The sequence below is a fragment of the Actinomycetospora aurantiaca genome (genome assembly GCF_037401875.1).
In the GTDB taxonomy this organism is placed as follows: domain Bacteria; phylum Actinomycetota; class Actinomycetes; order Mycobacteriales; family Pseudonocardiaceae; genus Actinomycetospora; species Actinomycetospora aurantiaca.
Genome location: NZ_JBBEGN010000001.1, coordinates 397,704 through 422,461 on the forward strand (window position 1 = coordinate 397,704; position 24,758 = coordinate 422,461).

Consider the following 24,758-nt stretch of genomic DNA (forward strand, 5'->3'; position numbering starts at 1 on the left):
GGATCTTCGCCCGGGGTTACATCGTGCTCTCCAGGATCGCGTGCGGCCCCGGACATCGCGGCTCCGGGGTCCCGACCGTCGGCAACGTCCACGAGATCGCCCTCGACTCGGAACCGACCGCGCGGGTGGCCTACGTCGACTTCGAGCCGGTCGCGGTCGCGCACGCCGAGCAGATCCTCGCCGGGCACCGCACCGTCACGATCACCCGCGCGGACCTGCGCGACCCGGCGTCGGTCCTCGGCGCGCCCGGCGTCGCGGACCTGCTCGATCTCGACCGTCCCGTCGCCCTCCTCATGATCGCGGTGCTGCACTTCGTCGCCGACCCGGCCGCCCGCGAGGCGCTCGACCACTACCGCGCGGCCCTCGCGCCCGGCAGCGTCGTCGCGATCAGCCACGTCAGCGACGACCACGACGAACCCGAGGTCGCCGAGCAGGTCCGCGGCGCCGCGGCCGGCTACGCGAACAGCGCCACCCCGCTGCTCCTGCGTAGCCGCGCCGAGCTCCGCTCCCTGGTCGGGGACCTGGAGCTCGTGCCCCCGGGCCTCGTCGACGTCCGCGACTGGCCCGACCCGCAGCCCGGGACCTCCGGCGCCGGCGGCTACGGCCTCGTCGCACGTCTGCCCTGAGCCCACCGGGGTAACCGACCCGGTGAATCGGACGAGGACGTTCGTCGGCGCCGGGCTCGTGCTCGTCGTCCTGGCGGTGCTGGCCGTGGTCACGTTGACGAGCTCGCGCGACGGCGGGACCGGCGCGCCCACCTCGCAGGACCCGGTGGCGCAGGCGCGGCTCGCGGTGCCGCGTCGCGCCGCGGACGACCCGCTCGCGCTCGGGCGCCCGGACGCGCCCGTGGTCATAACGGAGTGGGGCGACTTCCAGTGCCCGTTCTGCCGGCTGTACGCGACGACGACCGAGCCCGAGCTGATCCGGCAGTACGTCGACAGCGGGCAGGTGCGCATCGAGTGGCACGACTTCGCCTACCTCGGCCCCGAGTCCGTGCTCCAGGCCCGCGCGGCCCGCGCCGCGGCTCGTCAGGACCGCTTCTGGGACTTCCACGCCGCCCTCTACCGCGACCAGCGTCCGGAGAACCGCGGCGAGGTCACCGAGGCGACGCTCACCGACGAGGCTGCCCAACTCGGGCTGGACGTGGCGCGCTTCCGGGCGGACCTGGCCGATCCGGCCGTCGCGCAGGCGGTCGCCGACGACCAGGCGCTCGGGTCGCGCCTCGGGGTCGGCGGCGTGCCGAGCTTCGTCGTGGGCGACCAGCTGATCTTCGGTGCGCAACCGCTGCCGACCTTCCAGCGGGCCCTCGACACCGCGCTCGCGACGAGCCGCTGAGGCGTGCCCGACCTCGGTTACGCGGCGGCCTTCCTCGGCGGGGTCCTCGCCCTGCTCAGCCCCTGCAGCGCCCTGCTCCTGCCGTCGTTCTTCACCTACGCCGTGAGTGGGCGGACGGAACTGGTCGCGCGGACGTCGGTGTTCCTGCTCGGGCTGGCCGCGGTCCTGGTGCCGCTCGGGGCCGGGTCGGGCGCGCTGGCGGGCGTGCTGACGCGGTACCGCAGCGAGGTCGTGCTCGTGGCGGGGACCGTGATCGTCGTGCTCGGGGTGGTGCAGATCCTCGGCGGCGGGTGGGCCTTCGCGCCTGCCGCGCGGTTCCAGTCGCGGATGGCCCGGCGCGGGACGTGGCTGGCGACGCTCGGGCTCGGCGCCGCCTACGGCCTGGCGGGGTTCTGCTCCGGGCCGATCCTCGGAGCGGTCCTGACGGTGGCCGCGGCGAGCGGGCAGGCAGTGCGCGGCGCCGCGCTGCTGGCGGTGTACGCCGTCGGGATGGCGCTGCCGCTGTTCGTGTTGGCCCTGCTCTGGCAGCGCTTCGACCTGGGGCGGCGCTCGTGGTTGCGCGGGCGGTCGTTCCGCCTCGGTCCGCTGCACCTGCACACCACGTCGACGGTCTCGGGGCTGCTGTTCGTCGCGATCGGGGCGCTGTTCCTGGTCTACGACGGCACCGCGGGCCTGGTCGGCGCCGACGCGGCGACGGCGGCGGGCGCCGAGAACGCCGCCGTCGCCCTCGGCGCCCCGGTGCCCGACCTCGTCGTCCTGGGCGTGGTCGCCGCCCTGGTGCTCGCCGTCGTGGGGTGGCGGCTCAGCTCGTCGCGACGATCCAGGTGACGCCGAAGCGGTCGGTGACCATGCCGTAGGGCGTCCCCCACGGCGTCGGCGCGAGCGCCTGCAGAATCGTCCCGCCCTCGGCCAGCGCCTTCCAGAACGGCGTGACCTCCTCGAGCGTCTCGCCGTTCAGCATCACGAACAGCGACTCGTCGTGGACGAGGCTGTCGGCCCGACGACGACCGGCGCCGGCGAGGCCGCGGCCGGTCGCGTCGAAGACGTCGTAGGCGGCGATCCGGAAGCCGTTCTCGGCCACGACCATGCCGAAGGCGACGAGGTCGGCGTTCGGGGAGTCCGCAGGGACCGGCGCGAAGGTGACCTGATCGGAGTCGGGCGAGTCCTGCGGCACGCCGCCCTGCCCGTAGGTGTTCACGACCAGCCGGCCGCCGAAGACCGAGTGGTAGAACTCGAGCGCCGCGCGGGCGTCGCCGGTGAAGTTGAGGTGGGTCAGGGTGCTGATCGCCATGCGTCCATGGTGATCTGCGAGGCGGACAGCTTCAGTCCTGCTCCACCGGCCGGACGAGGATCTCGTTGACCGCCGTCCGCGCGGGCCGGGTGACCATGTACACGACCGCGTCCGCGATGTCGGCCGCCTCCAGCACGCCCAGCTCGCCGAGCGCGGAGAGGTCCGGGGTGTCGCCCTCCCCCTTGTCCGGGAGCTCGGTGCGCGTGATGCCGGGCTCGACGACGCCGACCCGCACGTGGGCCGACGCCAGCTCCTGGCGCAGCGACTCGGAGAAGGCGCCGACGGCGTGCTTCGTCGCCGCGTAGACCGCGCCGACCGGCAGGACCCGCCGCCCGGCGTCGGAGCTGACGTTGACGAGATCGGCGACCCCGCGCGGGCCGGTCGCGGCGGCGACCAGCGGCTCCAGGGCGGCGTGCGTGACGGCGAGCAGGCCGTCGAGGTTGATCGCGGTCGTCGCCCGCCAGTCGGCGAACTCGGAGCCGCGGGCGGGCGCGAGCGAGCCGTAGCCGGCGTTGTTGACCAGGACGTCCAGCCGGCCGTGGTGGTCGACGACCTCGCCGACGACGCGGGCCGCGGCGTCGGGATCGGCGAGGTCGACGACGTGGACGCTGGTCGCGCCGCCGAGCTCGTCGGCGAGGGCGCGGAGCCGGTCCTCGCGGCGAGCCAGGAGGGCGAGGGTGGCGCCCTGCTCGGCGAGCGCGCGGGCGGTCGCCTCGCCGATGCCGCTCGACGCTCCGGTGACGGCGGCGACGACACCGTGCAGTAGGTCACTCATGATCGACGGCTACCCGTTCGAGGTGCGGATCTCCACCGTTTGGTCACGGTGAGGTCACGACAATGTCTCGATCGACGTTATGCAGCGTCCCGGTCAGGGGACACCCGTCGCGCTCGGCGCACCAGACGTGCCGGGCAGGACCCAGATGGGAGACGAGACATGGGCAAGCACAGCAACGCCGCCGGGGGCATCGGTCTCGACGTCCGGGGTGGCGCGGGCCGCACGGTGATGGTCGCCGGGACCGTCGGGGTGGGCCTGCTGGCCGCCGCCGCGCCCGCCATGGCCGGCACCGGAGGCTCCTGCAGCCATGAGCAGGACGGCCACTCGGTCGAGAAGAGCAGCCATCAGTCCGACGGCGGCCACCACGGCTCGCACGGCTCGCACGGCTCGAAGAGCGGCAGCAAGCACGGCGGCTCGTCGGTCACCGACATCACCAGCAGCGTCACCACGCTGACCGGGGGCAACGGCGGAGCCGGTACCGGAGGCGCAGGCGGCAACGGTGGGCTCGCCACCGGCGGTCAGGGCGGCATCAACGTCCTCTCCGGCAGCAACCTCGCCCTGCTCGGCAAGTCCGCGCCGAGCGAGAACTCCTCCTCCGGCGGGGACGCCCAGGCCAACGGCGGCACGGGCGGGACCGGCACCGGCGGGCACGGCTCGCTGTCGAACGAGTAGGTCCACAGCACACACCGCGACGGGCGAACCGTGTCCCCAGGACACGGTTCGCCCGTCGTTCTGTGGCTGGGGGGCCGTCGATCACCGCCCCGGCGGATGCAGCGCCAGGATGCCGGCGATCACTGCGTCGAGGCCGTCCACGAACTGGCGCTGGTCGTCGTGGTCGCGCATCTGAGCCGCGACCCGGCGGACGAACGGGTAGTCGTCCGCGTCCAGCTCCTCCCACGCCGTCGCCGCCGCGTCGAGGAACGCCGTCCGGTCGAGCTCCGCACTCCCGGCCCGGCCGTTGACCGCGTTCTGGCCCGCCGCGCCGAGCACGTAGTACATGACCGTCGAGGTGGCGGTGAACCACGCCGCCTCCGGCACCCCCAGCGCGCTGACCGGCCGCCCGATCGCCTCCAGCAGGCGCGGCGTCGTCGGACCCTGCGGCGTCCGCGACATCTGCGCTCCGAGCTGCGTCCCGAGCCACGGGTGCTCGTCGATCGCGTCGAACAGGGCCAGCCCGACGGCCCGGAGCACCTCCCGCGGCGCCGCCGCACCGACCCCGGCCAGCGCCGACGCCACCACGGCGTCCGTGGCCGCGCCGCGCAGCTCGTCCTTGTTCGCCACGTGCCAGTAGATCGCGCCGGCACCCGTCGACAGCCGCTCGGACAGCGCCCGGAAGGTCAGTCCGGCCTCCCCCGTCGCGTCGAGCAGCTCGACGGCCGCCTCCACGATCCGCTCCCGGGAGAGCGCGTCACTCCGTCGGGCCCGCGTCATGGAGGCCATCTTGACACGGATGGAACGACGTTCCAAGCTGCATTGGAACGTCATTCCAACCGAGTCGAGGGAGTCCGCCATGCCCACCACCCACGTCACGATCGTCGGCGCCGGCCTCGGCGGCCTCGTCCTGGCCCGAGTTCTGCACGTCCACGGGATCCGCGCCACGGTGTACGAGGCCGAACCGTCCGCCACCGCCCGCGCGCAGGGCGGGATGCTCGACATCCACGAGGAGAACGGCCAGCCCGCCCTCGAGGCCGCCGGGCTCACCGAGCCGTTCCGCGCGCTCGTCCTCGAGGGCCGCGAGGCGATGCGCGTGCTGGACCAGCACGGCACCGTGCTCCTCGAGGAGCCCGACGGCACCGGCGGCCGCCCGGAGATCCAGCGCGCCGACCTGCGCCGCCTCCTGCTCGACTCCCTGCCCGAGGGCACCGTGCGGTGGGGCCACAAGGTCGCCGCGGTTCGCCCGCTGGGCGGGCGGCACGAGATCACGTTCGCCGATGGGACGACGATCGAGACCGACGTCCTGGTCGGAGCCGACGGCGCGCGGTCGCGCATCCGCCCGCTGGTCTCCGACGCGACGCCGACCTACTCCGGCCGGTCGTTCGTGGAGACCTGGCTCCACGACAGCGACACCCGCCACCCGGCCGCGGCCGCCGTCGTCGGCGGCGGGTCGATGATGGCGGTCGCCCCGGAGAAGGGGATCCAGGCCCACCGCGAGGCGGGCGGCACCCTGCACACCTACGTGGCGCTGACCAAGCCGCTGGACTGGTTCGACGACGTCGACGTCCCGCGGGTCCTGCGCGAGTTCGACGGCTGGGCGCCGGAGCTCACCGCGCTGCTCACCGACACCGACGTCGAGCCGGTCGTCCGCCGCCTGCACACGCTGCCGGCAGGCCACCGCTGGGAGCGCGTCCCGGGCGTGACCCTCGTCGGCGACGCCGCCCACCTCGCCCCACCGAACGGCGAGGGCGCCAACCTCGCCATGCAGGACGGCGCCGAGCTCGGCCTCGCCCTGGCCGCGCACCCCGACGACGTCGAGACCGCCCTCGCCGCGTACGAGCAGGCGTTGTTCCCGCGGGCCGAGGCGGCCACGGCCGACGGCGCCGAACTCTACGGCCTCATGTTCGGCCCCGACGCGCCGCAGAGCCTGGTCGCCATGTTCGCGTCGTTCCAGCGCTAGGGCGATGAGCGCCGTGTGTGGCGCACAGGAATCCTCTGCACCACACACGCGGATCTCCGACCTAGCGCCGCGGGACCGGATCCAGGTCCTGGGTCCCGATCACCCGTAGGAGGTCGAGCTTCTCCCGGGCGTCGGTGCCCTCGGTGGGGAAGTGCACGACCAGGGTCCGGTCGGCCTCGGGGGTGAGCAGGACCTCGCAGGTCAGGTGCACGAGCCCGACCTCCGGGTGGTGGAACCGCTTCCGGGTCAGACGCCGGACGCCGACCTCGTGGCGCTGCCAGAGATCGCGGAATTCCGCGCTGCGTGCCAGGAGGTCGTCGACCAGCGCGGTGACGTCGGGGTCGCCGGCCCGGCGCGCGGCCGTGGCGCGCAGGTCGCGGACGTGCGTCGCCGCGAGCGCCGCCCGGTCCTCCTCCGGAGCCATCGCGCGCATCGTCGGGTCGGTGAACCACGCCCGGACCGGGTTCTCCCGCGCCGTTCCGAACAGCGCCGCCGCGAGCGGGTTGCGCCAGAGCACGTCCTGCAGATCGGTGTGGATGCTGACCGGCACGTCACCCAGCCGGTCGGCCAGGGCGAGCAGGCCCGGCGACAGGTGCCGCCCGCCACGGCGCGGCGGCGGAGTGAGGTCGGCGAGGTGGTAGAGGTGGTCGCGCTCGTCGAGGTCGCAGCGCAGCGCCCGCGCCAGGCTCGCGACGACGGCCTCCGACGGGTGCGGCCCGCGGGCCTGCTCGAGGCGGGTGTAGTAGTCGCTCGACATCCCGGCCAGCGCGGCGATCTCCTCGCGGCGCAGACCCGGCGTCCGGCGGCGCGCGCCGGGCGGGAGCCCGACGTCCGCCGGGTGCAGCAGCTCCCGCCGTCGTCGCAGGAAGTCCCCCAGGCCGGCGCGGTCGATCACGGTCTCAGCATCCGCGCGGGCGGCGGGCCCAGCCAGGGTCGAGCGGTCCCTGCCTGACGTCCCGGCGTCGGCGCAGGGTGGGGGCATGTCACAGCGCCAGCTCGGCCGCACCGGCCCCGTCGTCTCCTCCCCGGCCCTCGGCACCATGGGCCTGTCCGGCGTCTACGGCCCCGTGGCCGACGACGAAGGCGTCCGCGTCGTCCACGCGTACCTCGACGCGGGCGGCACCCTGCTCGACACCGGCGACTTCTACGGCTCCGGCCACAACGAGCTCCTCCTGCGCCGCGCCCTCGCCGACCGGTCGCGCGACGACGTCGTCCTCTCGGTGAAGTTCGGGGCGATGCGGGGTCCCGACGGCGGGTTGGTCGGGGTCGACGCGCGCCCGGCCGCCGTCCGGAACTTCCTCACCTACTCGCTGCAGCGCCTCGGGACCGACCACGTCGACGTCTACCGCCCCGCCCGGCTCGACCCGGACGTGCCGATCGAGGAGACGGTCGGCGCGATCGCCGAGCTCGTCGAGCAGGGCTACGTCCGGCACGTCGGGCTCAGCGAGGTCGGCTCCGCCACGCTGCGCCGGGCCGCCGCGGTCGCCCCGATCGCCGACCTGCAGATCGAGTACTCGCTGCTCAGCCGCGAGATCGAGGCCGACATCCTGCCGACGTGCCGCGAGCTCGGGATCGGCGTCACGGCCTACGGCGTGCTCGGGCGCGGGCTGATCGGCGGCAGCGGCGCCGTGACCGGAGGCCGGGCGATGACCCCGCGCTGGCAGGGAGAGCACCTCGAGCACAACCAGGGGCTCGTCGCGCGGCTGGAGTCGCTCGCCGTCGAGAAGGGCTGCTCGGTGGCGCAGCTGGCGATCGGCTGGGTGAGCGCGCAGGGCGCGGACATCGTGCCCACGGTGGGCGCGCGCCGCGTGGAGCAGGTGGCGCCGATGCTCGACGAGGTCACGGTGACACCCGAGGACGTGGCCGAGATCGGCCGGCTCGTGCCCGCCGGCTCGGTCTCCGGCGACCGCTACCCGGCGGCGGCGATGGCGCAGCTGGACAGCGAGCGCTGACCCGTCCTGCCAGGATCGCCGCGTGCGATTCGGATGGCTGTCCCCCGTCATCGGCAACCGGTGGAGCGACCAGGTGCCGATCGCGGCGTACCAGGACACGGAGATCCTCCCGACGGCGCTGCCGCACTTCGACTCGCTGTGGATCGCGGACCACTTCTACGGGTTCGACGAGAAGACCGACCCGTTCCTCGAGGCGTGGACGACGCTCACGTGGCTCGCCGCGCGGCACGACTCCGTGGAGCTCTGCCACCACGTGCTCGGCGTCGGCTACCGGCACCCGCCGCTGCTGGCGAAGATGGCCGCGACGCTGCAGTACCTGTCGGGCGGCCGCTTCGTGCTCGGCATCGGGGCCGGGTGGCGGGAGAAGGAGTACGAGGCCTACGGGTACGAGTTCCCGAGGCCCTCGGTGCGGTTCGCGCAGCTCGAGGAGACGGTCGAGGTCTGCCGGCGGATGTGGACGCAGGAGTTCCCGTCGTTCGAGGGCCGGTACGTGTCGATCACCGAGGCCTCGGCGCCTCCGCTGACCGACCCGCCGCCGAAGGTGTGCATTGGGGCGGCGGGCGAGAAGGTCGGGCTGCCGCTGGTCGGGCGGCTCGCGGACCGCTGGAACGGCCCGGCCGGGGACGGCTTCACCCGCCGTCGGGACATCGTCCGGTCGTCCGCCGAGCAGGCCGGGCGCGACCCGGACGCCGTCGAGGTCTCCGTGACCCTCGAGCGCGCCCTGCCGGAGTCCGACGACGATTCGGCCCGGCTGGTCGAGGAGCTCGCCGGCCACCGCGATCTGGGCGTGGACCACGTCCTCATGGACTTCGGCCACCCACGCTCCATTGAGCCGGTGCTGCGCTTCGCCGAGCAGGTGATCGCTCCGCTCCGCGCCTGACGACGGGACCTGGGGCGGCACCTCATCCGCGGGGCAGGCCGAACGGCAGGGGCGCGGACGGGTCGTCGAGCGCCGCGAGGAACCTCCGCGCCGCGTCGGCCCACGGGCGCCAGCCGGCGCGCTCGGCGTAGGTGACCGCAGTCGTGAGGCACTCCCGGGCCCGGTCGATGTCCCCGAGGGTCCACGCGGCGAGACCCGTCCAGAGGACCTCGGGGCCGAGGACCGCCGCGCCGAACCCGGCCACGACCGCGGCGTCCGGATCGCCGCCGAGCCGCGCCAGGACCAGCTCCGCGGCCGCGCGGTCGGCCAGCCCGAGCGCCGCCGTCGAGGCCAGCGCGGCCGCGACCCGCTTGAACCACATCGAGGGGTTCACGGCGCGGTGGCGGTACTCGGCCAGGTGCGCCCGGGCGGCGTCCGGCCGGCCGCGGACCAGCTCCGCGACCGCAGCGGCGGCTGCCCAGGCCGCGGTGTTCAGCGCCCGCCCGGACGTGGCGGCCGCGACGTCGGCGACGCCGTCGACCGCACCCCGCAGCAGCAGGGCGACCAGCATGTGGGCGCCGAGTGCGGTCCCGGCGTCGGGCAGCCCCAGCTCGGTCCCGCGTGCCGCCGCCCGCTGCGCCGCGACGTCGGCGTCGGGATCGCCCTCGGCCAGCAGCATCGCCGCCTCCGCGACGGCGGCGCCCCAGATCGAGCGCGGCCGGAACCAGCGCGCCGCCGCCCGCTCCAGCTCCAGGCGCCACTTCTGCGCCTGCTCGACGCGACCGGCCGCCAGCTCCGCGCCCATGAGCAGCTCCACCGCGTCGAGGTGCAGCGCGGGGTCGTCGGTGCCGAACGCCAGCCGGTGCGCGTCGGTCGCGATCGCGAGCCGCTCCAGCGCCGGCACCCCGCCGTCGACGACGTCCCGGGCCTCCAGCGCGCGCACCCGGGCCAGCGCGGTCGGGTCCTCCTCGACCGCGATCACGGCGATCTCCCGGGCCTCGGCGATCAGGGCCGGGACACCCCGGCGGGCCGTCGCACTCTCCTCGCGGATGTAGGCGGCGAGCAGGTCGAGCCGGTGGCGGGGCCGCAGCGGGCGGTCGAGCAGCCGCTGCAGCCGCGCCGACCGCCGCGGGTCGCCGTCGACGACGAGGCCCAGCGGCTCGTCACCGACGGCCACCAGGAGCGCCAGCTCGTCCTCGCCCGCGGCCAGCGCGAGGTCGACGGCGGCGTCGAGCTCGTCGTCGGACGGACGCTCACCCAGGGCGGAGCGGCACAGGGCACGGTGGACGACCAGGGTCGGGACCAGCTCGTCCGGGGCCGCGTCGGCGGCGTCGAGCAGGGCGAGGGCCTCCGGCAGGGCCCGCCGCCGGTAGGACTCGACACCCGCGGCGACGCGGGCCGCCGCCACCCGCGGGGGCTCGAGGACCGCGGCCGCGCCCTCGGTGTGCCGCAGGACCGTGAACACGTCCGTGATCCCGCCCGTCTCGAGGCGCGCCAGGTGCAGGTGGGCGGCGCGCACCGGTGCGACCCGGGCGCGCAGGGCGTCGGTGTCCAGGTCGTGGCGGAGCACGAACCGGTCGGGCTCGGCGGTGGCCAGGCCGGCGCGGGCGGCGGGCGCGAGGTCGTCCGCGAGCTGCAGCGGGCGCACCTCGAGCACGCGGGCCAGGTCGGCCAGCGCGAGCGGGGCGAGGACCGCGAGCGCCTCCAGCGCGCCGCGGGTGGCGTCCGGGAGCCGGCTCACCTGGTGGTCGAGCAGCCCCAGGACCTGCGGCGGGACGGTGTCCGCGGCCCGGCGGGCCTCGTCGGGGGTGGTCGCGGCGGCGACCACCTCCAGCAGCGCGGCGAGGTGCAGGGCGTGCCCCCGGGTGCGGGCGCGGACGGTCGCGACGAGCGCGTCGTCGACCGGCAGGTGCGCCAGCCGGCTCGTCGTCAGCCGCGCGACCGCGTCCGCGGACAGGGGCCCGAGGCCCCGTCGCTCGAGGCGTGGCTCCGCGAGCAGGTCCGCGACGGCCTCCTCCCACGCCGGGCGGGCCACCGCGTCCGGCGCGCGGGCCGCGACGACGAGCACCACGCCCGCCGGGAGCCCGCGGCGGGCCAGCACGCGCAGGACGTCCAGGGACGCCGAGTCCGCGCGGTGGGCGTCGTCGAGCGCGAGCACCACGGGGCCGGCGGCGGCGAGCCGGACGAGGTGGTCGTGCAGCCGCGGCCCGAGCGAGCGGCCCGGCCGGCCGGCCGATCCCAGGTCGTCCGCGAGCTCGTGCCACGGCTCCGCAGGTGCTCCCCCGGCGCCCCAGGCCGAGCCCGCCGTCCGTGCACCGCGGTGGGCGGCCGTCGCGAGCACGGCGCGCAGGACGGCCGTCTTGCCCGCGCCCGCCGGTGCCTCGAGCACGACGATGCGTCCGTCGGCCTCGCGGAGCGCCACCAGGTCGTCGACGAGGTCCTCCCGACCCACCAGGCCGTCCGGTCCCCGCCGGGCCGGGGCGGAGCGGCGCACCAGCGACGCGTGCAGCCGCGCCAGCTCCTCCCCGGGCTCGGCGCCGACCTCCTCGCGCAGCCGGCGCCGGACGTCGAGCGACACGGCGAGCGCGTCGCGCGGCCGGCCGGCGTCGCGCAGGGCCCGGACGAGCAGCGCGGCGAGTCGTTCGTCGAGCCGGTCGGCGTCCGCGAGCCGGTCGACGGCCTCGTCGGGGCGCCCGAGCTCCAGCAGCAGCGTCGCGTGCCGGACGGTCAGGGCCCGGTACCGCTCCGCGGCGTGCGTCCGCGCCGCGGCCAGCCGCGGCGTCTCCAGCCCGGGGAGCACCGGCTCGCGCCAGCGTGCGGCCGCCGTCGCGAAGAGCTCGGGCGAGCGGGTGCCCAGGGCCGCGTCGGCCGCCGTCAGGAAGGCCGGGAGGTCGACGTCGGCGGGGTCGAGGTGCAGCGTGTACAGGCCGTCGGCCACCGTGAGCGGCACGTCGCGGAGCCAGTCACGCAGGCGGGTCAGGTTCACCTGCAGGGTGCCGCGCGGGTTCTGCGGGAGGTCCTCGCCCCACGCCTCGTCGATGAGCACGTCCCCGGCGACCGGCTCGCCCGCGCGCAGGGCGAGCAGCGCGAGCAGGGTCCGGAGGCGGTGGCTGCGGGTGGCGTGCACGCCGCCGTCCCGCAGTACCGCGACGTCGCCCAGGAGACGCACGGCCGTCCGGCCCATGCCGCGCCTCCCCCCGGCCGTGACGTCCCGAAGATTCCCCCAGCACACGGAGTGCCGCAAGCGAACTCCGCCGTTCGAACAGGTGTGCGAACATGACGGGGTGGCACGGACCCCGAACTCCCGACTCCGCGCGGCGCTCGCCCGCCAGGCCGAGCGGACCCGACGCGCCGCCGAGGCCCTGCGCGAGGGCGACGAGCTCGACCAGGACGGCCGGCGCCGGATCATCGAGCTGCTCGCGGTGTGCGGGCGACCCGAGATCTACGAGGCGCTGAACGTGCACGTGCAGGACCGGGTCGGCAGCCTCACCGACTCGGTGCTGCGCGCCCGCGCGCCGCTGGACGCGTACGTCCGCCAGGCGGCCGCCGAGCGCGGCGGGTCGGAGCGCAGCGCGCACACCGATCCGGGAGATGTCCGGACCACTTGATCACGTATCGGTAACAGACCCGGCCTCCGCGTCGATACACCCACGGACGTACCCGACCGCCCGACGTCGACCCCGACGGGAGGCCCACCGTGAACGACGCGAGACCGACCACCCCTCCGAACACCTCTCCGGGCAGTCCGGAGGCCCTCCAGCAGGGCTGTGACTGCTCGGTGCTGCTCCAGCCGGCCGACCCCGCCGCCGGAACCGCCGACTCCGCCGACTCCGCCGACTCCGCGTTCGTCAACCCGCTCTGCCCGCTGCACGGCGCGCAGCCCGGCGACCGCGGCGAGCACCGGTGACCGCCGTACGACCCGTGGCTCCGCTGCCACGGGGGCTGCGCGCCCAGTTCCGCGAGACGCTGCGCGAGCGCGTGCTGGAGACCGCGTCGAGGGCGGTGACCGAGCAGGGCTGGGCGCAGGTGCGGATGGCCGAGCTGGCGCGGCGCTCCGGGGTGTCGCGCTCGGCGATCCACCGGGAGTTCGGGGACAAGGACGCGGTCGCGGACGCGCTGGTCGCCCACGAGTCCGACCGCGTGATCGCCGAGGTCGGGCAGGTGCTGCTCGAGTCGCCGGACTGGCGTTCCGGGATGCGCGCGGCGCTGCGGACGGCCCTCGCGGCCCGCGAGACGCACCCGCTGCTCGGCGCCGTCCTCGGCGGCCGGCACGCGGACGTCACCCTGCTCCCGCAGCTCACCACCGGCAGCACGCCGATCATCGCCCGCGCCCGCCTCATGCTGTCCACGTGGTTGCGCGCGCACCACCCGCGGCTGCCGCGGCCCCGGCTCGACGACGCCGCCGACGTCCTCGTCCGCGCGACCCTGAGCCACCTCACGGCGCCCGAGGTCGACCGCGAGCTCGCGGTGGCCCGGCTGCAGCGCCTGGCGGAGTGCGCCCTGCGCGTGTGACCGTGTGACGGGCGCCACTCCCGCTCGGGCGTGAGGATCCGCGATCGGATCGCGTCCCACCGATGAGCACGACGGACGGCGCCGTCCAGCAGGGGCGGCGCGCAGGACGTCGACGACGAGGAGGGAACTCCGTGAGCACCCCCACCGGCACCGCCGCCAGCACCGCCACCTCGGCCAAGGTCGCCACCACCGGCACCGCCGGGTCCGCCCTGGACAGCCCGCAGGGGAAGACGACGATCGCCGACGGCGTCGTCGCGAAGATCGCCGGGCTGGCCGCCCGCGAGGTGTCCGGCGTCTACGGCTTCGGCAGCAGCGCCGCCCGCGCCTTCGGCGCCATCACCGAGCGCATTCCCGGCGGGCGGTCGTCGTCGTCGCAGGGCGTGGCGGTCGAGGTCGGCGAGCGCCAGGCGGCGATCGACCTGACGATCGTCGTCGAGTACGGCGTCGGCATCGCCGAGCTGGCCCGCGCCATCCGCCGCAACGTCATCACCGCCGTCGAGCAGATGACCGGGCTGGAGGTCGTGGAGGTCAACGTCAACGTCGTCGACCTGCACCTGCCCAGCGAGGACGACCGCGACGACGAGCCCGCCCCGGCCCCGACGCCCGCGCGCGTGCGGTAGCGCCTACCGGAGGATCTCGACGAGCAGCGCCCAGGCGTTCTCCAGCCCGCCGAGCAGCGCGAGCACGACGGCGACCGGCAGCCAGTACAGGCCGCCGGCGCCGTCGACCAGCAGCCCGATCCCGGCGATCACCGGGGCGAGGAGCACCGCCAGCGCGGGGACCCACCCGGTGACGATCCAGGCGGCCACCGGCTGCTCGGCGGCACGGCGCCCGGGCAGCACCCGGTGCACCAGCATCCCGCCCACCAGCAGTCCGATCACCCCCAGCTCCACCGCGAGCGCGACGTCGCCCTGCTCGGGGATCAGGACCACCAGCGCCAGGAAGAGCGGCACGGCGAGCAGGGCCAGCGTCTGGGCCGCCCGCCCCGGCAGGTTCGGGTTCCCGAGGATGACCTGCAGGTTCAGCGACACCGCGACGAAGACGAGACCTGCCAGCGCGGCGGAGGCACCCGCCGTCGCGACGGCGAAGTCGGTCCAGGCATCGGCGTCGTACGCGGCCACGACGGCATTCTGCCCGGCGCGTCCAGACCTTCCGTCAGACCGTTCGGTCGGTATTTTCTCCGGGTGCCCGGGTCGAGGACGACCCGCCGTCGGAACGGCGGGACGACGCGCTTCGTCGTGGTCGTCGTGGACCCGGTGACCGACGAGGTCGACTCGCACGGCCCCTATCCCTACGAGGTCGCGCTGTCCGAGGCCTCACGGCGGCGCGAGGAGTTCGACGCCGAGGACCTCGAGGACGTGATCGTCCTGGTCGTCCCGCTCCGCCCCGGCGACGAGCCTTCCTGACGGCGGGTCGGGCGGGATCAGCCGCGGTACCCGCGCAGCCCGTCGAACGTCGGCGGCGTCGCCCGCGTCGCAGCCGGCGGGCGCGCGAGGGCCGAGCCGAGGGGGCTCGGCCGCGGCACCCGGGCCTCGTCGTCGCGACCCCAGCCGTCGTCGACGAGGCGGACGTGCCGGCCGGCCTCGACGAGCTCCGGTCCGGGCTCGGGCTCGCCGGGGGCGACGCCGTTCACGGCGACCGTGATGTGCGCGCCCGTGGGCGACGGCCCGGCGTCGACCGGGTCGGTCGAGGGGTCGGCGTGGTCGAGGGCGGCGCGCAGGTCGTCGATCGGCAGGGGCCGGCCCCGGGTGGTCGTGGTCGCCACCCGCGCCGTCAGTGCCACTCCGGGATGTCCCTCGGACGCGAGCGCGAGGCCCTCGCCGATGCGGTCGGCCAGGTCGCCGAGGTGCACCGCCGAGGCGCCCGGCACGAGCACCACGAAGGTCCGGGCGTCCAGCCGCACCGCGACGTCCACGGGTCCCAGGGGCTCGGTCAACGCCGCCGCGACCCGGTGCCCGGCGTGGTAGGCCGCGCGCGGCGAGGCGAGCGCCTCGTCGTCGAACGCGGCGATGTCGAACAGCGCGACCCCGACCTGCAGCGCACCCGGGCCGACCCGCGGCGTCCAGCGCTCCAGGAAGCCCGCGTCGGGCAGCCCGCTGTCGGCGTCCGTGCCGGAGGCCGCGCGGGCTCCGGTCGCGGCGTGCACGTCCGCGAGCTGGTCGCGGAGCTCGCGGGTGCCCGCGTGCGCGTCCCGCATGCGGTCGATCATGTGGTAGAGCGACGTGGTCGCCCACATCTCCCCCGGGCTGCCGGCCGACCCGGCCGCGTCGCCGCCCGCGGGCATGGTCGACGCCAGGAGGTCGTCGACCGTCCGGACGACGTCGGGGGCGAGCCGGCTCCCCAGCGCGAAGCGCAGCCGCGCGAGCTCGGTGGCGGCCTGGGCGCGGGAGAACCCCCAGCGGCCGTCGAAGATGCGGCCGGGCTCCACCGCGCGTTCGGCCGGGTCGTAGGTGTGCTGGTCGGTCGCGACGAGGAACGCCCCCGCCCGCGGACCCAGCGCCACCACGGTCCACTCGTCGCCGAGCGGCTCGGCCGGGTCGAGCTCGACGACGGTGACGCCCTCCGGCGGCGCGTGCCCCTCCCCCGCGACGAACCCGACGACGACGGTGACCCCGGCCTCGGCCATCCGCTCGTAGACCGCGCGCTCGCGGTCGAAGTGCGCCAGCCGCTGGAACAGCGACACGACCACCGTGGGCGGCTCGACGCTGCTCGCCATCACGGCCTTCTCGACCGCGTGCGAGACGTCGACCAGCAGCCGCTTCGACAACCGCTCCGGACGCGACCCGGCGGCCCGGTCGCGGGCCACGCGGGTGTGGTCGGTGAGGTTGTCGATGAAGGCCCGCTCCACCCGGGTCCGGGCGGCGTGGGCGAGCGGACCCTCCATGGCGACTCCCTGGGCTCGGTGGGAGGGCGACACCGCCCTCACTCCCGGAACCCGTCCCCCGATCGGGGGGCACCGAGCCGTACCGCGCCGCGCCGGGAGTCGAGCGGTCTCCTCCCGGCGGCGGACGGCGCAGGGGGTTGGTTCAGATGCGCGCCACGCGCACGGCGTCCTCCAGCGAGGTGGGCGCCCGCCCGAGGAGGTTCTCCAGCGCGGGGCTGTCGGTCTCCAGCTCGCCCCGCGCGGTCGAGAGCTCCAGTGCCGTGACGAACTGCGCGGTGGCCTCGTCGGCGCCCGCGTCGACCAGCGCGCGGGTGAACTCCTCCGGCGCGAGGTCCCGGTAGACCACCTTCGTGCCGGTGACCTGCGTGATCGTGGCCGCCAGGTCGGTCATGGTGAACGCCGGGCCACCGAGCTCCCAGTAGCCCTGCTGGTCGACGATGTCGCCGGTGAGCAGGCTGACGGCGGCCTCGGCGTAGTCGGCGCGGGTGGCCGCGGACACCCGCCCGTCGCCCGCCGCCCCCACGATCTCGCCGCGCGCGAGGTGGTCCTCCAGCCGCCCGGTGTAGTTCTCGACGTACCAGCCGTTGCGAGCGACCGCGAACGGCAGCCCGGAGCCCTGCAGGACGTCCTCGGTGGTGGCGTGCTCCGGGGCGAGGACCAGTTCGGTCTCGTCGGCGTGCAGGACGCTCGTGTAGACGACGAACCCGACGTCGGCGGCCTTCGCGGCGTCGATCACCGCGGTGTGCTGGCGGACGCGGTCGCCCGGGTCCGAGCCGGAGACCAGCAGCAGGCGCTCGATGCCCTGCAAGGCGGGCTCCAGGGTCTCCGGGCGGTCGTAGTCCGCGAGCCGGACGCCGACGCCGAGCGCGGCGAGGTCGTCGGCCCGGCTCGGGTCGCGGACCAGCGCGAACACGTTGCCGGCCGGGACCCCGCGGCGCAGCAGGTCGTCGATCGCGAGCCGGCCGAGGTGGCCGGTCGCGCCGGTGACGGCGAAGGACGGGGCGGGCGTGACGGGCGAGCTCATGGGCGGTGGGGTGGCCCGTCGGCGGCGGGGTCACACCCCGCGCGTGAAAGGGGCCGGAAAGCCGGTCGGGGTCCCCTGGGGGCACACCGGACCTCGGAGGACCCCATGGCGGTACGCACACCCGCCCGCCGCCCGCGCCCCCGTCGGCGGGCGGCCGTCGGCACCCTGGGGATCTGCGCGGCCGGCGGCAGCACCCGGGCCGCCGCCGTCAGCCTCAGGACGTTGCAGGTACTGCGCGCCACCGGGTGGCTGGGCCCGGACACCTACCTCTGCTACGTCGACGAGCAGGTCGGCGTAGCGGCCGCGCTGCAGCAGGAGTGCGCCACGGTCGTCGTGATCGACGCCGGCGACCGCGACCAGGCGGCCCCCGTCCTCCCCCGCGGCGTCGAGGTCGAGGACGTGTCCCACCTCGAGCCCGGCACCGATCCCGACGGCCGGTTCCCCGCGCGCCTCGCGAGCACCGCGGTGGTGACGGGGCGGCTGACCTACCCCTCGGGGCACCGCGGGCGGCTCGTGCTCGCGATGCCGCGGCTGACCGCGGACGCGCCCGACCAGGTCCTCGGGTACGCCGCGGGCCACCCCGCGTTCCCGCACGAGGCGACCGAGCTCGACGACGGGCAGGTCGAGGTCTACCGGCAGCTCGGCCGCCACCTCGGCGCCCACGTCGTCGGGACGCTGCTCCGGCCGGCGGCCTGACCGGTCAGCGCGCGGCCAGCCAGCCCCGCCAGCCGCGCCGCCGCGGGACGGCGGGCGGGTCGACCCGGCGTCGGGCGAGGTCCAGCAGCAGCGCCGTCGGGTCGGGGGTGTCCCGCAGCCGATCGGCCGTGGGCCGGTCGAGGCGCTTCGCGATCGTGCGCGGCGCGAGCTCGCTGCGGTGCACCGGGACGCCGTAGCGCCGCGCGATCACCGCGCGCTGCTCCTCGGAGACGCCGGGCCCGGTGACCAGGAACCGCGGGTAGGCGTGCGAGGCCCGCCAGCCGCGCTCGCCCTCCACGACGTCGCCCCACAGCGCGACGACCCCGAGCACCTCGTGGTCGGACGGGCTCCAGCCGAGCGTCGCGGTGTCGTCGACGGCGTAGAGCCCGCAGGGGCAGCTGGTCCCGGGCGGGGTGTGCCGCGGGCTCGCGCACTGGGCGACCATCGGGCGCCCGGCCGGCCACGGAGTGCCGGTGAGCGGGGAGAACAGGGCGTGACGCTGCTGCGCCCGCCGGCCGACGCGCCAGGTGCGCCAGCCGAGGACGGCGGCCGGGACGTCCGGCACCGCCGCCGTGCGGTGCGGTGCGGTCACGAGCGGGCGTCGGCCGTCACGGTCGTCGGCTGCGCGTGCTCGTCGGCGTCGATCTGCTCGACGGGGGCCTCGGGGGTGCCGGGAACCGGGGAGTCGATCGGCTCGGAGGTGAAACGACGCTGCACGCGTCCGATGTCCATGCCCGCAACGCTTCCACGTCGTGGGGCCGTAATCCAGAGCCGTCTCGTCCCGAACCGCACCCGGTAAAGACCGCCACACCAGCCCGGCACCGCGAGGCGGAGCGGGTCCGCGCACGCCGCCGACGTTGGGCGCCACCCGATCGGAGTACCGGGTGGTAACGCCGGAGCAGTGCGTGCCGACATCCGCGACATCGGACGACGACGTCGGGGACGGAGCAGCGTGCGCACGGCAGAGAAGGTGTGGTCGGGGATCGGGGCGGCCGTGTTCGGCCTCGTCGGGGTCGCGGCGATGACGCCGTCGACGACCGCCACCACCGAGCTCGCCGTGAGCCGGCCCGCCGCCGAGGCTCCCGCGCGGAGCACCGTGACGATCACCGGCGTGGTGGACGGCGACACGCTGCTCGCCGGCGACGAGGTCATCCGGGTGCTCGGCATCGACACGTGTGACGTCGCCACCCCGGGTGGCGCCGAGGCCAAGCGGATGGCGGAGTCGATGCTCGACGGTCGTCAGGTGTCCCTGCGCGCCGAGTCCGGCGTCGACCGCGACGCCACCGGCCGCCTGCTGCGTTACGTCGACCTCGCCCAGGGCGGGGACTACGGCGACTTCATGGTGTCCTACGCCCACACCCGCCCGGACGCCTCCAACGGAGCGGGGCGGCAGTACGTCTCGAGCCTGCGCGACGACGACTCGAACGGCCGCACCTGCGGCTGAGGACGCGGTCTCGGTGCGTGCCCACACCCGAGTGCGGCATGACGCAGCTGCCGGGCCGCCGAGACCTGCCTCGTGTCGCACTCGTCGTGGACTCTGCTCGCACCGCGCCGACCTGCTCCACCGAGTGCGACACGACGCAGCTTCCCGGCGCTCAAGACCTGCCTCGTGTCGCACTCGCGAGGGGTCGGGCTCCGGGACCACCGTGCGCGCGACGCAACGGCCCGGCCTTCACGGGCGCCAAACAGCGCGACCGCCCACTACTGCACGGCCGCGCCGGCACTACTGCACCGGGCCGCGGGACCTTCGCCGGTGATCACGGCCGCAGTAGCGTCGCGGCACCCCGATCCCCCGCTCCGCCGAGGAGGTCCGCGATGAGCCAGCAGGTGCCGCCGTACCCGTACTCCGCGCCCGAGCCCGGCGGGTGGGGGCCGCCGTCCGGACCGCCCGGCTACCCGCCGGCCGGCCACGGCGCGCCGATGCGACCCGGCCCGCCGGCCGCGCCCGGGCAGCAGCGTCCGAGCGGCACCAACGTGATGGCGATCCTCGCGGTCGTGTTCGCGTTCGTGTTCTCCCCGCTCGGGATCGTGTTCGGCGTGATCGGGCGTCGCCAGACGCGGCGCACCGGCCAGCCCGGCCGCGGGCTCGCGACGACGGGGCTGGTGCTGTCGGTCGTGTTCCTGCTGCTGGGGATCGCCGTCGCGGTGTACCTGACCGTGGTCGCGGCACAGTTCGCCCGCAGCATCCCGACGACGCCGTCCGGCCTGCCGGACGTCCCCGGGGTGAGCGCACCGGCCGTGACCGGGCCCGCCGGGTCGGGCACGGTCGCCGTGGCCGACGGCGACTACGGCCCCGAGCTGCCGGCGGACGCGCTCGCCGCCGAGGTGGGCGCGCAGACCGGCGCGCAGGACGTCATCTGCCCCGGCTACCTGCCCGCGCAGGTCGAGGCGTCGTCCACGTGCGACGGCACCGCCGAGGGGCAATCGGCCCGCTACCGCGCGACGGTCACCGCGGTGACCGGCTCCGAGGCGTCGATCGACATCGCCCGGGAGAACTGAGCGGGCGTATTCCCGCCGAGCCTGGGAGCGGTGCTGCCAGGCTCGGTGGGCGCGGACGTGCCACGGTGGTCTCCGACGGAAGTACGCCGTGAACCCGAGGCGGGCATGACCACCACCATCCCCCTGTCCATCACGGTCGACGGCGAGCAGCGTGACCTCGCCGTCGACCCCCGCACGACCCTGCTGGACGCGCTGCGCGACCGGCTGGGCGTCACCACCCCGAAGAAGGGCTGCGACCACGGCCAGTGCGGCGCGTGCACCGTGCTGCTCGACGGACGCCGGGTGCTCTCCTGCCTGACGCTCGCCGTCGCGAAGGACGGCGCGGACGTCGTCACCGCGAACGGGCTCGGGGAGCAGCACCCCGTGAGCGAGGCGTTCCTCGCGAACGACGCGTTCCAGTGCGGCTTCTGCACGCCCGGCCAGGTGTGCTCCGCGGTCGGGGCCCTCGACGAGGCACGCCGCGGCATGCCGAGCGCGGCCACGGCGGACCTCACCGGGCCGGTCGAGCTCGACCGCGCCGAGATCGCCGAGCGCATGAGCGGCAACCTGTGTCGCTGCGCGGCCTACGTGAACATCGTGACGGCGGTCGAGGAGGCGGCGACCCGATGAAGCCGTTCACCTACGCCCGTCCCGACGATGCTCCGGCCGCGGTCGCGGCGCTGACGGCGGACCCGGACGCGCGGTTCCTCGCGGGCGGGACGAACCTGCTCGACCACCTCAAGCTCGGCGTCGTCGAGCCGTCCCAGCTCGTCGACGTCAACCGCGTCACCAGCACCGAGATCACCGAGCTGGACGACGGCGGGCTCCGGATCGGCGCGGGCGTCGCGAACTCCGACCTGGCGGCGGACGAGCGCGTCCGTCGCGACCACCCCGCCGTCGCGGCGGCGGTGCTGGCCGGCGCGTCCGGACAGCTGCGCAACATGGCCTCGACGGGCGGCAACCTGCTGCAGCGCACCCGCTGCCCGTACTTCGCGGACGCGACCACGCCGTGCACCAAGCGCGACCTCTCCCAGGCGTGCTCGGCCCGCGAGGGGTGGGCGCGCTATCACGCGATCCTGGGCGCCTCGGAGCACTGCATCGCGACGCACCCGTCGGACCTGGCGGTCGCGCTGGTCGCCGTGGACGCGCAGGTGCAGGTCCTCGGGCGCGACGGGGCGCGGACGGTGCCGGTGCGGGATTTCCACCGGCTCCCGGGCGACGACCCGACGCGCGACACGGTGCTGGAACACGGCGACCTGGTGACCGCGGTCGACCTGCCGGCGCCGACGCCCGCCGTCCGGAACTCGACCTACCGGAAGGTGCGCGACCGGGCGTCCTACGCGTTCGCGCTGGTCAGCGTGGCGGCCGGGCTGGAGGTGCGCGACGGCGTCGTCGCGGACGTGCGGCTCGCGCTCGGCGGCGTCGCCCACAAGCCGTGGCACGCGACGACGGCCGAGGCGGCCCTGCGCGGGCAGCCCGCGACCGACGACGCGTTCCGGGCGGCGATCGCGGCGGAGCTGGAGGCCGCGGAGGCGGTCGAGAGCCCGCTCGGCGGGAACGCGTTCAAGATCCCGCTGGTGACCGGCACGGTCGTCAGCACACTGCGAGCCCTGAGCGGGGGGACGGCATGACGACGATGGACGCCCGCAGCCTGGGCACGTCGGTCCGGCGGATCGAGGGCCCGGACAAGGTCACCGGCACCGCGACGTACGCGGGCGACACCCCGGTCGCCGGGGAGGCGCTGGTCCTGCACCCGGTCCAGGCGACGATCGCGCGCGGCGAGGTCACCGGGATCGACACGGCGGCGGCCGCGGCACTGCCCGGGGTGGTCGCGGTGCTGACGCACGCCGACGCCCCGCGGCTGGTCGAGACCGACGACCCGGAGCACCGGGTCCTGCAGGACACGACGGTCCACCACCGCGGCCAGTTCGTCGCCGCGGTGCTCGCCGAGAGCCGGGAGGTCGCCGCGCAGGCCGCGGCGCTCGTCGTCGTGACCTACGCCGAGGCCCCGTCGAGCACCGCGTTCGACCCCGACGGCGAGACCTACGCCCCGTCGGTGCTGGGCAACGGACAACCCGCCGACTCCTCGGTGGGCGACCCGGACGCGGCACTGGCCGCGGCACCCGTCGTCATGAAGGCCTCGTACTCCACGCCGATGGAGCACCACAATCCGATGGAGCCGCACTCGACCACGGCGACGTGGGTCGACGGGCGGGCCGAGGTGTGGGAGGCGAGCCAGGGCGCGGAGCTCGCGCGGCAGACGCTGGCGACGCTGTTCGACGCCGAGGTGGTGGTGCGCTCGCCGCACGTCGGGGGCGGGTTCGGGACGAAGGGCTTCCTGCACGCCGGGTCGGTGCTGACCGTGCTCGCCGCGCGGACGGTCCCGGGGCGGCCGGTGCGGTTCGCGCTGGGGCGGCGGCAGATGTTCGAGACCGTCGGCTACCGGCCCGCGACCGTGCAGCACATGTCACTGGGCGCGTCGACGGACGGGACGCTCGAGGTCGTCGCGCACGACGTCGTCGGGGCGACCGCGCGCTACAAGGAGTTCGTGGAGCCGGCCGGCGGGTCGACCCGGTCGATGTACGCCGCGCCGCACCGCCGCACCTCGCACCGGGCCGTGGCGCTCGACCTCGACGCCCCGACCTACATGCGTGCCCCCGGCGAGGCGCCGGGCAGCTTCGGGCTGGAGTGCGCGATGGACGAGCTGGCCGTGGAGCTCGGGATGGACCCGATCGAGCTCCGCGTCCGCAACGAGCCCGACGTGCACCCGGAGATGGGGCTGCCGTTCTCGTCGCGCGGGCTGGTGGAGTGCCTGCGGACCGGCGCGGAGCGGTTCGGCTGGTCGACGTGGGACCGGGCACCGCGGAGCCGGCTGGTCGACGGCTGGTGGCACGGGGTCGGCGTCGGCTGCGGCACGTTCCCGGCCTTCCGGATGCCGGGCTCGACGGCGGAGATCACCTTCACGGGCGGCCGGTACGTGGTCGCGATCGGCGCGGCCGACATCGGGCAGGGCGCCCGGACGGTGCTGACCCAGATCGCGGCGGACGCGCTGGGGGTGGACGTGGGGTCCATCGCCGTGGAGATCGGGTCGACGGAGGTGCCGGTCGGGTCGATCGCCGGCGGGTCGGCGGGGACGGCGTCGTGGGGCTCGACGGTCGTCGAGGCCGCGGACCGGTTCCGCGACAAGTACGGCGACTCCCCCGACGACGGCGACCACGCCGACGCCGCGACCCCGGACAACCCGTGGGCCGAGGAGTACGCGATGGCCGCCTTCTGCGCGCAGTTCGCGGAGGTCGCGGTGCACGCGGACACCGGCGAGGTCCGGGTGCCGCGCCTGCTCGGCGTGTTTGGTGCGGGCCGCATCCTCAACCCGGCGCTGGCGCGCTCGCAGTTGCAGGGCGGCATGGTGTGGGGGCTGTCGATGGCCCTGCACGAGGAGAGCGTCGTGGACCCGCGGTTCGGCGAGGTCATCAACCACGACTTCGCGAACTACCACGTGGCGTCGAACGCCGACGTGCGCGACGTCGAGGCCGTGTGGATCGACGAGGACGACCCCTACGTGAACCCGATGGGCGCGAAGGGCATCGGGGAGGTCGGGATCGTCGGGGTGGCCGCCGCGATCGCCAACGCGGCGTACCACGCGACGGGCGTCCGCGTCCGGTCGTTGCCGCTCACCTGCGACGCGTTCCTGGAGGGCTAACCGGTGGTGCCGCGGTCGCGGCGGTGGACGAAGGCCCACCAGTCGGCGTCCCACTCGCGCATGCGGGCCCGGTCGAGGGCGAACCGCACCGCGAGGACGAGGCCGGTGAGCAGCGCCGTCGCCGCGACCAGCGCCCCGACCGCGTCGACGATCCCCTCGACGACCGCGTCGGTGGCGCCGGCTGGCGGCACGACCGGGCGGTCACCGGGGCCGATCCACAGCGGCAGGGTCTCGCCGGCCTGGATGGTCGGCGGCGCGGTGACGGTCGCGGTGTGCCGGGTGAGGTCGGGCTCGACCCACGCCACGTCGACCGTGCTGAGCCCTCCGGGGTAGGCGGCGGCCGGGCCGGTGCCGGGCGGGGTCGCGAGGATCGTCGCCGTGACCGGGTGCGCGACGGCCCGGGTGCGCTCGGCCTCGGCGGCGGCCTCCCGCGCGCCGTGGTTCCCGAGCACCACCAGGAACGGCACGAGCAGCAGGAGCGCCAGGACGGCGAGCCGCAGGACCGTCGTCTCCACCCGGTCCGATCGGCGCCGCAGCGCGCTGCGGCGCGGGAAGATCGTGGTCCGGAGTCGGTCGACCCCCGTGCCCATCCCCATGTCAGGGGAGATTCCCGCCGTCCGGGGACTCCACGCGGGGGT

At 75.7% G+C, this 24,758-nt stretch carries 29 protein-coding genes; 18 read left to right on the plus strand and 11 right to left on the minus strand.

Annotated features, from left to right (window positions below; genetic code table 11):
• Nucleotides 1-23: 23 nt before the first annotated feature.
• Genes WCD74_RS01845 through WCD74_RS01855 form a run of 3 tightly spaced genes read left to right on the plus strand, consistent with a single transcriptional unit; the run spans nt 24 to nt 2,163 of the window.
• A complete protein-coding gene (locus tag WCD74_RS01845; protein WP_337693111.1) occupies nt 24-626 on the plus strand; it encodes an SAM-dependent methyltransferase in 603 nt (200 codons plus the stop codon).
• Between the two features lie 22 nt (nt 627-648).
• The gene (locus WCD74_RS01850) at nt 649-1,335 is read left to right on the plus strand and encodes a DsbA family protein (protein WP_337693112.1); all 687 of its coding nucleotides are present in this window, start codon (nt 649-651) and stop codon (nt 1,333-1,335) included.
• A gap of 3 nt (nt 1,336-1,338) precedes the next feature.
• Nucleotides 1,339-2,163: a cytochrome c biogenesis CcdA family protein gene (locus WCD74_RS01855; RefSeq protein WP_337693113.1), complete on the plus strand. Its 825-nt coding sequence runs from the start codon at nt 1,339-1,341 to the stop codon at nt 2,161-2,163.
• On the opposite strand, the gene WCD74_RS01860 is transcribed toward WCD74_RS01855, so the two are convergent.
• Together WCD74_RS01860 and WCD74_RS01865 are read right to left on the minus strand one after the other, a co-directional pair.
• Nucleotides 2,138-2,626 carry a VOC family protein gene (locus tag WCD74_RS01860; RefSeq protein WP_337693114.1) on the minus strand — a complete coding sequence of 163 codons (489 nt, stop codon included), beginning with the start codon at nt 2,624-2,626 and terminating at the stop codon, nt 2,138-2,140. The genes WCD74_RS01855 and WCD74_RS01860 overlap by 26 nt on opposite strands.
• 31 nt (nt 2,627-2,657) lie before the next feature.
• Entirely contained in the window at nt 2,658-3,401 is a 744-nt protein-coding gene (locus WCD74_RS01865) for an SDR family oxidoreductase (RefSeq protein WP_337693115.1), read from the minus strand.
• A gap of 159 nt (nt 3,402-3,560) precedes the next feature.
• On the opposite strand from WCD74_RS01865, the gene WCD74_RS01870 reads away from it, so the two are divergent.
• Nucleotides 3,561-4,073 (plus strand): hypothetical protein, encoded by a 513-nt coding sequence (locus WCD74_RS01870; protein ID WP_337693116.1) that lies wholly within the window; start codon nt 3,561-3,563, stop codon nt 4,071-4,073.
• An 81-nt stretch (nt 4,074-4,154) separates the two neighbouring features.
• Here WCD74_RS01870 and WCD74_RS01875 read toward each other — a convergent pair whose 3' ends face one another.
• Nucleotides 4,155-4,832 carry a TetR/AcrR family transcriptional regulator gene (locus WCD74_RS01875; protein ID WP_337693117.1) on the minus strand — a complete coding sequence of 226 codons (678 nt, stop codon included), beginning with the start codon at nt 4,830-4,832 and terminating at the stop codon, nt 4,155-4,157.
• 79 nt (nt 4,833-4,911) lie between these two features.
• Here WCD74_RS01875 and WCD74_RS01880 point away from each other — a divergent pair, with 79 nt between their 5' ends.
• A complete protein-coding gene (locus WCD74_RS01880) occupies nt 4,912-6,015 on the plus strand; it encodes an FAD-dependent oxidoreductase (protein ID WP_337693118.1) in 1,104 nt (367 codons plus the stop codon).
• 61 nt (nt 6,016-6,076) lie between these two features.
• Here the strand turns inward: WCD74_RS01880 and WCD74_RS01885 are convergent, their stop codons facing one another.
• Entirely contained in the window at nt 6,077-6,910 is an 834-nt protein-coding gene (locus tag WCD74_RS01885; RefSeq protein ID WP_337693119.1) for a helix-turn-helix transcriptional regulator, read from the minus strand.
• Nucleotides 6,911-6,995: 85 nt separating this feature from the next.
• On the opposite strand from WCD74_RS01885, the gene WCD74_RS01890 reads away from it, so the two are divergent.
• Complete coding sequence (locus WCD74_RS01890; protein WP_337693120.1) at nt 6,996-7,967, plus strand: aldo/keto reductase; 972 nt, start codon at nt 6,996-6,998, stop codon at nt 7,965-7,967.
• 22 nt (nt 7,968-7,989) lie between these two features.
• Nucleotides 7,990-8,847 (plus strand): LLM class flavin-dependent oxidoreductase, encoded by an 858-nt coding sequence (locus WCD74_RS01895; RefSeq protein WP_337693121.1) that lies wholly within the window; start codon nt 7,990-7,992, stop codon nt 8,845-8,847.
• 22 nt (nt 8,848-8,869) lie between these two features.
• On the opposite strand, the gene WCD74_RS01900 is transcribed toward WCD74_RS01895, so the two are convergent.
• A complete protein-coding gene (locus WCD74_RS01900) occupies nt 8,870-12,010 on the minus strand; it encodes an ATP-binding protein (RefSeq protein ID WP_337693122.1) in 3,141 nt (1,046 codons plus the stop codon).
• 100 nt (nt 12,011-12,110) lie between these two features.
• Here WCD74_RS01900 and WCD74_RS01905 point away from each other — a divergent pair, with 100 nt between their 5' ends.
• The 4 genes from WCD74_RS01905 (at nt 12,111) to WCD74_RS01920 (ending at nt 13,958) form a co-directional block, all read left to right on the plus strand.
• Nucleotides 12,111-12,434: a hypothetical protein gene (locus tag WCD74_RS01905; protein WP_337693123.1), complete on the plus strand. Its 324-nt coding sequence runs from the start codon at nt 12,111-12,113 to the stop codon at nt 12,432-12,434.
• Between the two features lie 89 nt (nt 12,435-12,523).
• A complete protein-coding gene (locus WCD74_RS01910; RefSeq protein ID WP_337693124.1) occupies nt 12,524-12,733 on the plus strand; it encodes a hypothetical protein in 210 nt (69 codons plus the stop codon).
• A gap of 14 nt (nt 12,734-12,747) precedes the next feature.
• Nucleotides 12,748-13,338, plus strand: a complete 591-nt coding sequence (locus WCD74_RS01915; RefSeq protein WP_337693125.1) for a TetR/AcrR family transcriptional regulator — start codon at nt 12,748-12,750, stop codon at nt 13,336-13,338.
• 131 nt (nt 13,339-13,469) lie between these two features.
• Nucleotides 13,470-13,958: an Asp23/Gls24 family envelope stress response protein gene (locus WCD74_RS01920; protein ID WP_373696019.1), complete on the plus strand. Its 489-nt coding sequence runs from the start codon at nt 13,470-13,472 to the stop codon at nt 13,956-13,958.
• Between the two features lie 3 nt (nt 13,959-13,961).
• Here the strand turns inward: WCD74_RS01920 and WCD74_RS01925 are convergent, their stop codons facing one another.
• Complete coding sequence (locus tag WCD74_RS01925; protein WP_337693126.1) at nt 13,962-14,459, minus strand: hypothetical protein; 498 nt, start codon at nt 14,457-14,459, stop codon at nt 13,962-13,964.
• 63 nt (nt 14,460-14,522) lie between these two features.
• Here WCD74_RS01925 and WCD74_RS01930 point away from each other — a divergent pair, with 63 nt between their 5' ends.
• Entirely contained in the window at nt 14,523-14,744 is a 222-nt protein-coding gene (locus WCD74_RS01930) for a hypothetical protein (RefSeq protein WP_337693127.1), read from the plus strand.
• A 17-nt stretch (nt 14,745-14,761) separates the two neighbouring features.
• Here the strand turns inward: WCD74_RS01930 and WCD74_RS01935 are convergent, their stop codons facing one another.
• Both WCD74_RS01935 and WCD74_RS01940 read right to left on the minus strand, forming a co-directional pair.
• A complete protein-coding gene (locus tag WCD74_RS01935) occupies nt 14,762-16,222 on the minus strand; it encodes a DICT sensory domain-containing protein (RefSeq protein ID WP_337693128.1) in 1,461 nt (486 codons plus the stop codon).
• 142 nt (nt 16,223-16,364) lie between these two features.
• Complete coding sequence (locus WCD74_RS01940) at nt 16,365-17,246, minus strand: SDR family oxidoreductase (protein WP_337693129.1); 882 nt, start codon at nt 17,244-17,246, stop codon at nt 16,365-16,367.
• Nucleotides 17,247-17,351: 105 nt separating this feature from the next.
• On the opposite strand from WCD74_RS01940, the gene WCD74_RS01945 reads away from it, so the two are divergent.
• Nucleotides 17,352-17,942, plus strand: coding sequence for a hypothetical protein (locus WCD74_RS01945; protein WP_337693130.1), 591 nt, complete (start codon nt 17,352-17,354; stop codon nt 17,940-17,942).
• 4 nt (nt 17,943-17,946) lie between these two features.
• Here the strand turns inward: WCD74_RS01945 and WCD74_RS01950 are convergent, their stop codons facing one another.
• Together WCD74_RS01950 and WCD74_RS01955 are read right to left on the minus strand one after the other, a co-directional pair.
• Nucleotides 17,947-18,534 (minus strand): hypothetical protein, encoded by a 588-nt coding sequence (locus WCD74_RS01950; protein ID WP_337693131.1) that lies wholly within the window; start codon nt 18,532-18,534, stop codon nt 17,947-17,949.
• Nucleotides 18,531-18,674, minus strand: coding sequence for a hypothetical protein (locus tag WCD74_RS01955; protein ID WP_337693132.1), 144 nt, complete (start codon nt 18,672-18,674; stop codon nt 18,531-18,533). The genes WCD74_RS01950 and WCD74_RS01955 overlap by 4 nt, the downstream gene beginning before the upstream one ends.
• A 220-nt stretch (nt 18,675-18,894) precedes the next feature.
• Here WCD74_RS01955 and WCD74_RS01960 point away from each other — a divergent pair, with 220 nt between their 5' ends.
• From WCD74_RS01960 to WCD74_RS01980, 5 genes are all read left to right on the plus strand, one after another.
• A complete protein-coding gene (locus WCD74_RS01960; RefSeq protein WP_337693133.1) occupies nt 18,895-19,386 on the plus strand; it encodes a thermonuclease family protein in 492 nt (163 codons plus the stop codon).
• Nucleotides 19,387-19,757: 371 nt separating this feature from the next.
• Entirely contained in the window at nt 19,758-20,441 is a 684-nt protein-coding gene (locus WCD74_RS01965) for a DUF4190 domain-containing protein (RefSeq protein WP_337693134.1), read from the plus strand.
• 105 nt (nt 20,442-20,546) lie between these two features.
• The gene (locus WCD74_RS01970; RefSeq protein WP_337693135.1) at nt 20,547-21,050 is read left to right on the plus strand and encodes a 2Fe-2S iron-sulfur cluster-binding protein; all 504 of its coding nucleotides are present in this window, start codon (nt 20,547-20,549) and stop codon (nt 21,048-21,050) included.
• Nucleotides 21,047-22,051, plus strand: a complete 1,005-nt coding sequence (locus WCD74_RS01975; RefSeq protein ID WP_337693136.1) for an FAD binding domain-containing protein — start codon at nt 21,047-21,049, stop codon at nt 22,049-22,051. Before WCD74_RS01970 ends, WCD74_RS01975 begins: the two co-directional genes overlap by 4 nt.
• Nucleotides 22,048-24,120: a xanthine dehydrogenase family protein molybdopterin-binding subunit gene (locus WCD74_RS01980; protein WP_337693137.1), complete on the plus strand. Its 2,073-nt coding sequence runs from the start codon at nt 22,048-22,050 to the stop codon at nt 24,118-24,120. Before WCD74_RS01975 ends, WCD74_RS01980 begins: the two co-directional genes overlap by 4 nt.
• Here WCD74_RS01980 and WCD74_RS01985 read toward each other — a convergent pair.
• Nucleotides 24,117-24,716 carry an Rv1733c family protein gene (locus WCD74_RS01985; RefSeq protein WP_337693138.1) on the minus strand — a complete coding sequence of 200 codons (600 nt, stop codon included), beginning with the start codon at nt 24,714-24,716 and terminating at the stop codon, nt 24,117-24,119. The two genes, WCD74_RS01980 and WCD74_RS01985, sit on opposite strands and share 4 nt — an antisense overlap.
• Nucleotides 24,717-24,758: the final 42 nt, after the last annotated feature.

Bases quoted from the DNA above. Each gene is read 5' to 3' on its own strand.
- WCD74_RS01865 (WP_337693115.1), bottom strand. From the start codon at position 3,401: ATGAGTGACCTACTGCACGGTGTCGTCGCCGCCGTCACCGGAGCGTCG.
- WCD74_RS01935 (WP_337693128.1), bottom strand. From the start codon at position 16,222: ATGGAGGGTCCGCTCGCCCACGCCGCCCGGACCCGGGTGGAGCGGGCC.
- WCD74_RS01860 (WP_337693114.1), bottom strand. From the start codon at position 2,626: ATGGCGATCAGCACCCTGACCCACCTCAACTTCACCGGCGACGCCCGC.
- WCD74_RS01985 (WP_337693138.1), bottom strand. From the start codon at position 24,716: ATGGGGATGGGCACGGGGGTCGACCGACTCCGGACCACGATCTTCCCG.
- WCD74_RS01980 (WP_337693137.1), top strand. From the start codon at position 22,048: ATGACGACGATGGACGCCCGCAGCCTGGGCACGTCGGTCCGGCGGATC.
- WCD74_RS01975 (WP_337693136.1), top strand. From the start codon at position 21,047: ATGAAGCCGTTCACCTACGCCCGTCCCGACGATGCTCCGGCCGCGGTC.
- WCD74_RS01900 (WP_337693122.1), bottom strand. From the start codon at position 12,010: ATGGGCCGGACGGCCGTGCGTCTCCTGGGCGACGTCGCGGTACTGCGG.
- WCD74_RS01940 (WP_337693129.1), bottom strand. From the start codon at position 17,246: ATGAGCTCGCCCGTCACGCCCGCCCCGTCCTTCGCCGTCACCGGCGCG.
- WCD74_RS01970 (WP_337693135.1), top strand. From the start codon at position 20,547: ATGACCACCACCATCCCCCTGTCCATCACGGTCGACGGCGAGCAGCGT.
- WCD74_RS01965 (WP_337693134.1), top strand. From the start codon at position 19,758: ATGAGCCAGCAGGTGCCGCCGTACCCGTACTCCGCGCCCGAGCCCGGC.
- WCD74_RS01890 (WP_337693120.1), top strand. From the start codon at position 6,996: ATGTCACAGCGCCAGCTCGGCCGCACCGGCCCCGTCGTCTCCTCCCCG.
- WCD74_RS01955 (WP_337693132.1), bottom strand. From the start codon at position 18,674: ATGGACATCGGACGCGTGCAGCGTCGTTTCACCTCCGAGCCGATCGAC.
- WCD74_RS01945 (WP_337693130.1), top strand. From the start codon at position 17,352: ATGGCGGTACGCACACCCGCCCGCCGCCCGCGCCCCCGTCGGCGGGCG.
- WCD74_RS01875 (WP_337693117.1), bottom strand. From the start codon at position 4,832: ATGACGCGGGCCCGACGGAGTGACGCGCTCTCCCGGGAGCGGATCGTG.
- WCD74_RS01880 (WP_337693118.1), top strand. From the start codon at position 4,912: ATGCCCACCACCCACGTCACGATCGTCGGCGCCGGCCTCGGCGGCCTC.
- WCD74_RS01870 (WP_337693116.1), top strand. From the start codon at position 3,561: ATGGGCAAGCACAGCAACGCCGCCGGGGGCATCGGTCTCGACGTCCGG.